The sequence below is a fragment of the Halorubrum sp. Atlit-26R genome, assembly GCF_003666015.1.
GTDB lineage: Archaea > Halobacteriota > Halobacteria > Halobacteriales > Haloferacaceae > Halorubrum.
The window spans coordinates 1-9,685 of sequence record NZ_QPLT01000031.1 but is presented as its reverse complement, the minus strand read 5'-3'; the positions used below and the strand labels follow the sequence as shown (position 1 = coordinate 9,685).

9 protein-coding genes, 1 tRNA gene and 2 pseudogenes are annotated in these 9,685 nt (G+C 68.5%); 4 read left to right on the top strand and 8 right to left on the bottom strand.

Annotated features, from left to right (window positions below):
- The first annotated feature begins 658 nt into the window (after positions 1-658).
- On the top strand, positions 659-1,378 hold the full coding sequence (locus DVK07_RS18760; RefSeq protein ID WP_121598430.1) for a class I SAM-dependent methyltransferase: 720 nt from the start codon (positions 659-661) through the stop codon (positions 1,376-1,378).
- A 36-nt stretch (positions 1,379-1,414) separates the two neighbouring features.
- Here DVK07_RS18760 and DVK07_RS18755 read toward each other — a convergent pair whose 3' ends face one another.
- On the bottom strand, positions 1,415-2,707 hold the full coding sequence (locus DVK07_RS18755; RefSeq protein WP_121598429.1) for an MFS transporter: 1,293 nt from the start codon (positions 2,705-2,707) through the stop codon (positions 1,415-1,417).
- A gap of 98 nt (positions 2,708-2,805) precedes the next feature.
- On the opposite strand from DVK07_RS18755, the gene DVK07_RS24250 reads away from it, so the two are divergent.
- Positions 2,806-2,934, top strand: a complete 129-nt coding sequence (locus DVK07_RS24250; protein WP_017343127.1) for a hypothetical protein — start codon at positions 2,806-2,808, stop codon at positions 2,932-2,934.
- Between the two features lie 137 nt (positions 2,935-3,071).
- Here the strand turns inward: DVK07_RS24250 and DVK07_RS18750 are convergent, their stop codons facing one another.
- From DVK07_RS18750 to DVK07_RS18735, 4 genes and pseudogenes are all read right to left on the bottom strand, one after another.
- Complete coding sequence (locus DVK07_RS18750) at positions 3,072-3,809, bottom strand: SDR family oxidoreductase (protein WP_121598428.1); 738 nt, start codon at positions 3,807-3,809, stop codon at positions 3,072-3,074.
- A 76-nt stretch (positions 3,810-3,885) separates the two neighbouring features.
- A pseudogene (locus DVK07_RS18745) lies at positions 3,886-4,275 on the bottom strand (nuclear transport factor 2 family protein).
- 101 nt (positions 4,276-4,376) lie between these two features.
- Complete coding sequence (locus tag DVK07_RS18740) at positions 4,377-4,595, bottom strand: DUF2892 domain-containing protein (RefSeq protein ID WP_121598427.1); 219 nt, start codon at positions 4,593-4,595, stop codon at positions 4,377-4,379.
- Positions 4,596-4,871: 276 nt separating this feature from the next.
- A tRNA-Lys gene (locus DVK07_RS18735) sits at positions 4,872-4,945 on the bottom strand.
- A 202-nt stretch (positions 4,946-5,147) separates the two neighbouring features.
- Here DVK07_RS18735 and DVK07_RS18730 point away from each other — a divergent pair.
- Both DVK07_RS18730 and DVK07_RS18725 read left to right on the top strand, forming a co-directional pair.
- The gene (locus tag DVK07_RS18730) at positions 5,148-6,614 is read left to right on the top strand and encodes a DHH family phosphoesterase (RefSeq protein ID WP_121598426.1); all 1,467 of its coding nucleotides are present in this window, start codon (positions 5,148-5,150) and stop codon (positions 6,612-6,614) included.
- 63 nt (positions 6,615-6,677) lie between these two features.
- A complete protein-coding gene (locus tag DVK07_RS18725) occupies positions 6,678-6,881 on the top strand; it encodes a hypothetical protein (protein ID WP_121598425.1) in 204 nt (67 codons plus the stop codon).
- Between the two features lie 71 nt (positions 6,882-6,952).
- On the opposite strand, the gene DVK07_RS18720 is transcribed toward DVK07_RS18725, so the two are convergent.
- From DVK07_RS18720 to DVK07_RS18705, 3 genes and pseudogenes are all read right to left on the bottom strand, one after another.
- Entirely contained in the window at positions 6,953-7,927 is a 975-nt protein-coding gene (locus tag DVK07_RS18720) for a sugar phosphate nucleotidyltransferase (protein ID WP_121598424.1), read from the bottom strand.
- A 318-nt stretch (positions 7,928-8,245) separates the two neighbouring features.
- On the bottom strand, positions 8,246-9,391 hold the full coding sequence (locus tag DVK07_RS18710; RefSeq protein WP_121598423.1) for an acyl-CoA dehydrogenase family protein: 1,146 nt from the start codon (positions 9,389-9,391) through the stop codon (positions 8,246-8,248).
- A 139-nt stretch (positions 9,392-9,530) separates the two neighbouring features.
- Positions 9,531-9,685 (bottom strand): annotated as a pseudogene (locus DVK07_RS18705) (IS6 family transposase); the annotation flags it as partial.

The following is a 9,685-nucleotide window of genomic DNA, read 5'->3' as shown; positions in this document are numbered from 1 at the left end:
CCCAGCGTGGAGTCCTATCTCGCTCCACAAACGACAAGTCGATCCACGCGATACCTTCGGTGAGGCGTTCGATTTCGGCCATAAGCACTCTGAAGTCGAACGCCTCATCCTCTAACTTTACGCGACCGCGATTGCGACGGGTACTTATAAATAACAGGCGGTGGCGCGCCTGCGAGCGGCCGGAGCGAAGCGGAGGCCGCGAGCCAGCCCGCGAGGGACGCGGTGAGCGCTCGGAGAGCGCGAACCGCGAGGCTGGGGAGGTGTGAGGTGCTGTGCGGGGCGGTGCGGGGTGGGACTCAAAGGGGCAGTCGCGAGGGCGAAGCACGCCGCAGTAAGCACCGCAGCGAGGGAGCGATAGCGACCGAGCGAGGAGCACAGCAAGGCGCGCGAGCCGTCGCGACTGGGGCTTTGGAGGTGTTCACCGCCGCAGCGGCGACCACTTATAAACAGCAGACAGCAACACCGCTAATTTCCTCATAAATGGCCTCGTTCACGATATACTACACCTAATCTCGTCGCTCTTCACGGGATGCTGTTCGGCGCGCTACTGTTTCGGGAGAGGTCCGGTCGCGATAGCTGGCCGTTACAAAGCCCCCGGATCGTGAATCGGTACCGACACTCACGGTCGCTTTTTATTTGCCAGAGCGACCGTCACGCCATGCCCGACGCCTTCGGACGCGCGATCCGCGACCACCACCGCGGCGACCGGACCGAGCCCCTCGTACAGGGCGACGGCGAGGAGACGCGCGAGCACCCGATCGAGTCGTTCTACTTCACCGACTTCGACCCCGAGAGTAACGCCGGTTCGTGGCTCGCGTCGCGGTTGGAGGGACCGCTCGTCGACCTCGGCGCCGGCGCGGGGCGCCACGCGCTGTATTTTCAGGAGCGGTTCGAGACGGTCGCGGTCGAGTCCAGCCCCGCGCTCGTCGAGACGATGCGCGACCGGGGCGTCGCGGACGCCCGCGAAGGGGACATGTTCGCGCTCCGCGACGCGTTCGAGCGCGACCGGTTCGCGTCGGCGCTCGCGATCGGGACGCAGGTCGGCTTGGCCGGCTCGATGTGCGGGCTCTCGGCGTTCCTCGGCGACCTCGCGTTCGTGACGACGCCCGACGCGACCGCCGTGATCGACTGCTACGACCCGGACCACCCGGCGGCCGCGGACTTGCTCGGCTACCGCGAGGACCCGACGCCGGGGCTCGCGGGCCGCGTCATGTGGTTCGCGTACGACGGTGAGCGGGACCCGACGCTCCGCTTCAGGCTGTTCTCGCCGGACCGACTCCGCGAGGCGGCGATCGGGACCGGCTGGACGGTCGACGCGGTCGACCGCGAGGGATCGGGCGACGGGCCGCACTACCGGGCCGCGCTCGGGAAGCGGTAGGAGAGCCCCGCACGCTCGAATCCGCGAATCCGCGCGCTACCACGCCGTCAGCGCCGCTCGACCGTGGTCCCGGACGAGGATCGCGAGGAAGGCGAGCACGCCGGTGATCGCGAACGCGCCGCCGACGTAGAAGACGGAGCCCATGCTCACCTCGACCATCAGCCAGCCGGCGATCAGCGGGCCGGCCACGGAGCCCGGCCGCCAGACGAGTTCGCGGATGCCGAAGCTGGAGGCGACGCCGCCGTCGTCGGTGCCCTCGTCGGCGAACAGCGCCATGCTCGCCGGCTCGCGGAACGAGTCCGCGACGCCGAGCAGCCCGGAGAACGCGACGAGCGGGAGGTACGCCGGCGGGAGGTCGCCGAGGATCGGGAGCGTCACGCCCGCGCCGAGCGCGGTCCCGATCGCGGCCGAGAAGGGGATCGCCATCGCGACCACACCGTAGGCGCCGCCGCCCGCGAAGACGAACAGCGATCGGCCGTATGCGTCCGAGAGCCGACCGGTGAACAGCTGGCCGACCATGTTGGTCGCTTTTTCTGCGGTGACGGTGACGCCGATGGCGATCCCGGTGACGCCGAGGCCGCCGGCGGCCATCTCCGTGCTGACGTAGATCGGGACCCACGTCCGCACCATCGTCACGGCGAAGGCGTACTGGGCGCGGAACGTCGTCATCGTGAGGATCCGACGGTTGACGGCCAGGTCCGAGAACGGGAACCCCTCGACGCGCGTGTCGTCGTCGTCGAGGAAGAGCCACGTCACGGCCCACGCGGCGACCATCAGCGCCGCGATGACCGCGAAGATGGGGCCGAAGCCGACCGCGTCGTACATCGCGCCGGCCGACAGCGACCCGACGATCGAGGCCGCGAAGGAGGCGGCGTTCGCCTTCCCGATCTTGTCGGCGCGCGCTCCCACGTCGGCGATCTGCCCGACCAGCGATAACGTCATCAGCCCCGCGCCGGTGACCACGAGCCCCTGGAGCGCGCGCACGAGGATGAACGAGCCGGAGGAGTCGACGAGCGGGAACAACGCGTACACGCCGGCGCCGGCCGCGAGGACGCCGAGCAGGACGGTCCGCTTGTCGAAGCGGTCGCCCGCCCACGCCAGCGGCACCACGGCGACGGTCTGCGCGAGCGTGAACCCCGTCGTGTACATCCCGATGACGAACCCGGCCGAGACCGTGACGCCCAGCACCGTCGTCGCCTGCGGGTCGAGCGCGTTGATGTACGTCCCCAACAGGGTGATGAGCGTGATGAACCCGAACCCCTCGGCGAACCGCGTGAGGTAGAGCGCCCAGAACTGCGTTCGGCTCGCCCCGGCCGTCGCGTTGCTCACACCGGATCGGCGCGCAGAGATTTAAAAGGAATTTCGGTTCGAAGGCCGCGGCGGTGCGCGCCGAAGCTATTTGTTCAGCGGCGTCGTCGGCCCCGGACATGGGCGACCGAGCCTGCGACCGGGAGTTCTGCCCGGAGTGCGACCTCGCGGTGGCGCGCACCGACGACTCCTGTCCGGAATGCGGCGCGCCGATCGACCGCCTCGACGAGACGTCGCCCGAGCGCTGAGCCGGCGTGTTCCGCCGTCAGCACGTTCCACCGTCGGCGCGCCGACGCGCGCCCCGCTCTCGCACAGCCCCGCTCTCGCGCAGTCCCGCTCTTGCGCAGCCCCGCTCTCGCGCAGTCCCGCTCTTGCGCAGCCCCGCTCACATGGTGTCGGCGTACTTGTCCCGGCGGTAGAGGTCGATCTCGTGGGCCGACGAGCCGGGCCGCGACGCGGCGAAGGCGATCGCCTCCGCGACTTCCCCCGGCTCGGTGACGCTCCCGGGCTCGAACCGCTCCTCGAACGGCTCCCCGTCCTCGCTGCCGAACTCGGTGCGGACCTCCGAGGGGTTGACGACCGAGACCGCCACGCCGTCGTCGCCGGCCTGCGCCGCGACGCTGTGGGCGAACCCGCGGATCCACCACTTCGTCGCGGCGTACACGGGGTTGAACGACCGGGGAAACTCCCCGGCGAAGCTGCCGACGGCGACGAGCGTTCCCTCGCTCTCCCTGAGGTGCGGGAGCGCCTCGCGCGTGAGGAAGAACGCCCCGTCGACGTTCGTCTCCTGCATCGCGAAGTACTCCTCGTCGGTCATCTCCGCCACGTCGCTCCCGCGGGCGAGCCCCGCGTTGACGACCGCGACGTCGAGGCCGCCGAACTCCTCGACCGCGGCCTCGACCGCCGCCGCCGAGGTCGCCGACTCGCGGACGTCGCCGTCGGCGACGACCGCCTCGACGCCGTGCTCCGCCCGCACGTCGTCCGCGACCGATTCGAGCGCGTCGCGCCGCCGCGCCACGAGGACGACGTTCGCGCCGCGCTCCGCGAGCGCGTGCGCCGTCGCTTCGCCGATTCCCGAGCTCGCTCCGGTGATCACAGCCGCCGCGCCGTCGAGGTCCGTCATGGGCGTGGGATCGGCGGCGGGGCTCATAAACATCGACGTCGCGCCAGACCGGGCCGAGCGGACCGCCGTCCCGCGGTCAGAAGTCGGCGGCGGCGGCGCTCACGTGGAGGCCGACGAAACGCCGCCCCCCGTCCCGCCGCGCGAGCGTCCCGCTCCAGCGGGTGTCGAACTCGTGGCGCTGTCCCGACTCCGCGTCCGTTCACGCCATCGCGACCGCGTCGCTGAACCACGCGTGGTCGTCGCGCTCCGTGACGCGGAGGTCGCGGCTGGTCACGCGCCAGTCCGTCGTGGTCTCGGTCTGCGTCCGGAGCCCCTCCCGGATCCGGTCGCTCCCGACGAGCCGCTCTGAGACGCCGAACGTGACGTACGTGTCGTCGCCGTCGCGCTCGTCGGGGACGTACGGCGCCAGCGGGTCGCCCGCCCGGAGCGCGTCGTAGTACGAGCGGACGGTCTCGCGCGCGTTCATACGAGGCCGCCACGCACTCGGCGGAGAAGTGTTTTGGGGTCGCGGGCGGGGTCGCGCTCTCGGCTCCCAGTTCGTCCGGGCCGTCGGACCGCCCTCCCGCCTCAGTCCACCGGACAGCGGTCGATCCCGAGGACGCGGTACAGCAGGCACCGCCGCGTGGCGCCCTCGACGACGAGCACGGCGCCGGCGATTGCGAGCCCGACGGCGGAGACGACGGGCACGCTGACGTCAGTCGTCGCGACGAGGACCGCGAGGACCGCGACGGCGACGCCGCCGATGACCCGCGCCGCCGCGTCGATTCGGCCGACGTTTCGTTTCATGTCGGACCGTCGGTGCTGCGCCGGCAAAAGCGTTGAGCCGGGTGGGGGAGAGAGGTCCGCTCTCTTCGTCTGTTCAGTCTGGACGCGAGTCCGTCGAACAGTACCCAATCGATAGAAATCGACTGCGGCAGCGCTTCTCGGTTCGAAAGCGGGCCGGGCGCGATTGTGAACTACGAGAAGACGGTCGCTCGCTTCGCTCGCGCTGCGACTTCTCTACTTCAGATCGCTTCCGTCCGATTCCCTCACCGCATCGCTGTCGCTCTGTGATTCAGTGTACGGGCCGGGCGCGATTTGAACACGCGACCGACGGATTAAGAGTCCGTCGCTCTCCCTAACTGAGCTACCGGCCCTCACGAGTTCGTATCCGGGTCACGGTAAAAGGCCTTTTCATTCGACCACGTCGCCGCCGGGCGGGTGACGGTCGAATCGCACGAATGCGGCGGTGTCGAATTCTCTACCTGGAAGGCGAAGTCGCCGCTCTTCGCGGCATCTTTGGCGGGGGTCGACGGCGAGAGCGCACTCGTTAAGTGTCGTGCCGCGGAAATCCCTTCAATGAGTAGTGGGGCATCCGGATCCGCGCGGACCCGGTACGCGATCCTCGGCTGTGGGAGCGTCGGGCACGCCGTCGCTGAGGAACTGACCGAGCGCGGGAAGGACGTCCTCATCCTCGACCGCGACGAGAGCCGGGTCGAGGCGCTCCGGGACCAGGACCTCAACGCGCGCGTCCAGGACATCGCCGAGCCGGACGTCGTCGACGAGCTCGACGACCGCGACATCGTGCTGATCCTCGCCAGCGACGTGGAGGCGAACAAGGCGGCCGTCTCCGCGGTCAGGGAGACCGGCGGCGACCACTACGTCGTCGTCCGGGCGTCGGACCCGGTCAGCGAGGACGAGCTGCGCGAGCGCGGCGCGGACGTGGTGATCAACCCCTCGACGGTGATCGCCGACAGCGCGCTCCAGTCGCTGGAGACGGGCGAACTGGAGTACATGGCCCGCCAGCTCGCGGAGATCATCGAGGCGGGCGGCGACCGGATGGCGATCCTCACCCACGACAACCCCGAGCCGGACTCGATCGCGTCCGCGACCGCGCTCCAGGCGATCGCGGAGGCGTTCGGCGTCGACGCCGATATCGTCTACTCCGGCGACGTCGGCCACCAGGAGAACCGCGCGTTCGTCAACCTCCTCGGGATCGACCTGCTCGCCCGGAGCGAGGCGCCGCCGCTCTCGGAGTACGAGACCGTCGCGGCCGTCGACCTCGCGAAGGCGGCCGCCGAGGACCTCGACCTCGGGGTCTCCATCGACATCTACCTCGACCACTTAGAGTCGGAGGTGCCGTTCGACGCGCGCTTCGTCGACGTGCGCACCAACGTCTCCTCGACGTCGACGATCCTCACGAAGTACCTCCAGGAGTTCGACCAGTCGCCCTCGGAGGCGGTGGCGACCGCGCTCCTCTACGGGATCCGCGCCGAGACGCTGGACTTCAAGCGCGACACGACGCCTGCCGACCTGACCGCGGCCGCGTACCTCCACCCGTTCGCGAACCACGACACGCTCGAACAGGTGGAGTCGCCGTCGATGAGCCCGGAGACGCTCGACGTGCTCGCGGAGGCGATCCAGAACCGCGAGGTCCAGGGGAGCCACCTGTTCTCGACGGCCGGGTTCATCCGCGACCGCGAGGCGCTCGCGCAGGCCGCCCAACACCTGCTCAACTTGGAGGGGATCACGACGACGGCCGTGTTGGGCATCGCCGACGAGAAGATCTACCTCGCCGCGCGCTCGAAGGACATCCGGCTGAACATCGGCAACGTCCTCGACGAGGCGTTCTCCGAGATGGGCGACGCCGCCGGCCACTCGACGCAGGGCTCCTTAGAGATCCCGCTCGGCATCTTCACCGGCATCGAGGCGAGCGGCGAGAACCGCGACACGCTCCTCCACCTCACCGAGGAGGCGGTCAGGCGGAAGCTGTTCGACGCGCTCGGCGTCGAGGGCGGGAGCGGCGACGGCTCGAACGGCTCCTGAACTCGGTACGCATCGCCGGGGTCGTTTTCCGACTCGGAGCCGTAGCTCCGGACGCGACACCGCATGTACGTTCCCGACGATCCGCCGGCGACCTGTCCCGCCTGCGGCGACCCGTACGAGTCGGTCTCGCGGCACACCGACGGGTTCGTGGCGAACTTACTCGACAACGAGCGCTACCGGCGGGTGTGTTTCCACCCGTCGACGGACGGAGGCGATCCGGCGTTCGACTGTTATCACCACACGCACGAGCAGGCCGGAACCGATTGACGGAGTCGGCACAGACTGACGGAGTCGGATCCGGGTTGCGGAAGAGCGGAGGGTCGAGCCGCGGAGTCGGCTTAGAAGTCGTCGCCCTCGGTGATCGAGGTGTGCGAGCCGATCAGCGCGCCGGAGAGGTCGACGCCCTCTAAGGTGGCACCCGTGTCGATCACGGAGTTGCGGACCTCGGAGTCGGTGATCGTCGCGTCCTCGAACACGACCGCGCGGTCGAGCGTCGAGTCGGTCACCGTCGCGCCCGACATGACGTGGACCACGTCGCCGAGGTCGCTCCCCTCGACGGTCGCGTCGTCGGCGACGAGCGTCCCGCCGTCGAGGGCGTACTCGACCGCGTCGAGGTAGCTGTCGGCGGTGCCGATGTCGAACCACGCGCCGTCGAAGGTGTACGCGTGGACCGGCCCGCGCTGCTGGAGCCACTGGAGGAACCAGCCCGGCTCGTCCGGGTTGTTGTCGTCTTCGAGGTACGTGGTGAGCTTCGGGAGCGTCTCCGCGGGGAACGCGTAGCAGGCGATGGAGACGAGCGTCGACTGCGGGTCCGCCGGCTTCTCCTGGAAGTCGACCACCTCGTCGCCGTCGAGCTGGACGAGCCCGTACGACTTCGCGCGCTCGCGGTCGCCCACGTCGTAGGCCGCCAGCGTCGGCGTCCCCTTCTCGTGGAAGAAGTCGGCGAAGTCGCCGAGATCGAAGCTGATCATGTTGTCGCCGGCGACGACGATCAGGTCGTCGTCGACGCCCTCGCGGTCGACGAGCTGTTCGAGCGCCCCCACGACGCCGAACTTCTCGTCCTCCTCGACGGTCTCCTCGACCGAGAGGGTCGGCTTCTCGAAGGGGCTCTCGGCGAGGTACTCCGCGAACGTGTCGGCGAAGCGCTCGTTCGTCGAGACGAACACCTCGTCGACCCGGTCGTCGGCCTCCAAGTCCTCGAATATCTCGTCGATGACCGTGTTCTCCCCCACCGGCAGGAACATCTTCGGCCGGTGCTCGGTGATCGGCCAGAGCCTGGTCGCGTAGCCACCCGCGAGTACAACTGCTTTCATACGCGTTCGGTCTCTCCCCGGTGACATACCTCTTTTGGCCGCCCGAGCGGTAGTGTTCAGATAAGCTGATTCCATGCGAACGCGACTGATCTGAGCCTGCCTCTCCTCCACAAGCTCTAATTGGTCTCGTCTAAACAGCCGCTGAGGCGGTCGTTTTCGGGCACAGACACTTTGAAAACGCACCGCCACACATTTCAATTCGTATCTGAACACCGCTAACCCGTCGAACGTAGTCCGCGTAGGTGTTGTCGGATTCCTCCACGCCGTGAACGGCGGGGCTTTCTCCTCGCACTTCTGTAACCGACGCGGCCGGCGACGCTACTCTTCGAGCAGCTGCTGAGCGATCGTGTTGCGCAGGACCTCGCTCGTGCCTTCGTAGATCTCCGAGAGCTTCGCGTCCCGGTAGAAGCGCTCGGCCGGGAAGTCCTTGGTGTAACCGTAGCCGCCGTGGATCTGGACCCCCTCGTTGGCGACTTCGCGGGCGATCTCGGAGGCGTACAGCTTCGCCTGCGCGGCCTCCTTAATATAGTCCTCGTCGCGCATCTTCAGGTCGGCCGCCTCGTGCATCAGCAGCTCCGCGGCGCGCGCCTTCGTGTCCATGTCCGCGAGCTTGTGCTGGATGGCCTGGAAATCGGAGATGGGGCGGTCGAACTGCTCGCGCTCCTGCGCGTACTCCCTCGCCTCGTCGAGCGCGGCGCGGGCGATACCGACCGACCGGGCGGCGATGGTGATCCGGCCGCCGTTGAGGGTCTTCAGCGCGTGGACGAACCCCTCGCCCTCCTCGCCGAGCCGTCGCTCCTCGGGGATCCACATGTCGTCGAAGCGCAGCTCCGCGGTCGGACACCCCTTGTCGCCGAGCTTGTCCTCCGTCCCCTCCACAATGAACCCGTCGTCCTCCTCGGGGCGGACGACGAACGACGAGATGCCCTTCCGGCCGGCGTCCGGGTCGGTCTTGGCGAACAGCGTGACCGTGTCCGCGACGGAGCCGTTCGAGATCCAGAGCTTCCCGCCGTTGACGACGTAGCCGTCGCCGTCGCGCTCGGCCGTGGTCGACATCGCCGGCACGTCCGAGCCGGCCTCGGCCTCCGAGAGCGCGAACGCGCCGATGTCCTCGGCGGTGTTCAGGGCGGTGAGGTACTCCTCCTTCTGCGCCTCGTCGCCGAATTCGTAGAGCATGTTGCCGGCCAGCGACGTGTGGGCCGCGACGACCGTGCCGAGCCCGCCGGAGCCGCGCGAGATCTCTTCGAGCCCGATCGCGTAGCTGTGGTAGTCGAGGCCGGCGCCCTCGTACTCCACCGGGAAGGGCATTCCCATGAGGCCGAGGTCGGCCATCTCCTCGACTAAGTCCGCGGGGAACTCGTCGGTCTCGTCGATCTCGGCCGCGCGGGGGACGACCTCCTCGTCGACGAACGCCGCGACGGTGTCGCGGATCTGACGCTGCTCTTCGGTAAGCGTGAACTCCATGGATCGAGGTTCGACCGGGCGGACTTAGCCGTTTCCACACGGTTGTACACGGGCCGGCGGTTCGTCGTCGCGGGCGGGGACCGGGTCGTGCGGTTTCGTCCGGTCGTCCCGCGGGCGACGCCCGACGGACGTGGTCGCGTTAAGTTTGGCGTGAATTGTGGTAGACTGCGAAGGCTTCGAGCCAGTTTTGAGCTGTCTCTAACGCGACATTGCTAAAACTATTCGCAAACGATGATGTTCGGCGTTCTATTTCCCAAAAGACACGTTCGATAGCATTCCGATTTCCATGTTGAA

What these genes read in the sequence shown, in the direction of transcription:
- DVK07_RS18760 (WP_121598430.1), top strand. Translation starts at nt 659, where the DNA reads ATGCCCGACGCCTTCGGACGCGCGATCCGCGACCACCACCGCGGCGAC.
- DVK07_RS24250 (WP_017343127.1), top strand. Translation starts at nt 2,806, where the DNA reads ATGGGCGACCGAGCCTGCGACCGGGAGTTCTGCCCGGAGTGCGACCTC.
- DVK07_RS18750 (WP_121598428.1), bottom strand. Translation starts at nt 3,809, where the DNA reads ATGACGGACCTCGACGGCGCGGCGGCTGTGATCACCGGAGCGAGCTCG.
- DVK07_RS18740 (WP_121598427.1), bottom strand. Translation starts at nt 4,595, where the DNA reads ATGAAACGAAACGTCGGCCGAATCGACGCGGCGGCGCGGGTCATCGGC.
- DVK07_RS18730 (WP_121598426.1), top strand. Translation starts at nt 5,148, where the DNA reads ATGAGTAGTGGGGCATCCGGATCCGCGCGGACCCGGTACGCGATCCTC.
- DVK07_RS18725 (WP_121598425.1), top strand. Translation starts at nt 6,678, where the DNA reads ATGTACGTTCCCGACGATCCGCCGGCGACCTGTCCCGCCTGCGGCGAC.
- DVK07_RS18720 (WP_121598424.1), bottom strand. Translation starts at nt 7,927, where the DNA reads ATGAAAGCAGTTGTACTCGCGGGTGGCTACGCGACCAGGCTCTGGCCG.
- DVK07_RS18710 (WP_121598423.1), bottom strand. Translation starts at nt 9,391, where the DNA reads ATGGAGTTCACGCTTACCGAAGAGCAGCGTCAGATCCGCGACACCGTC.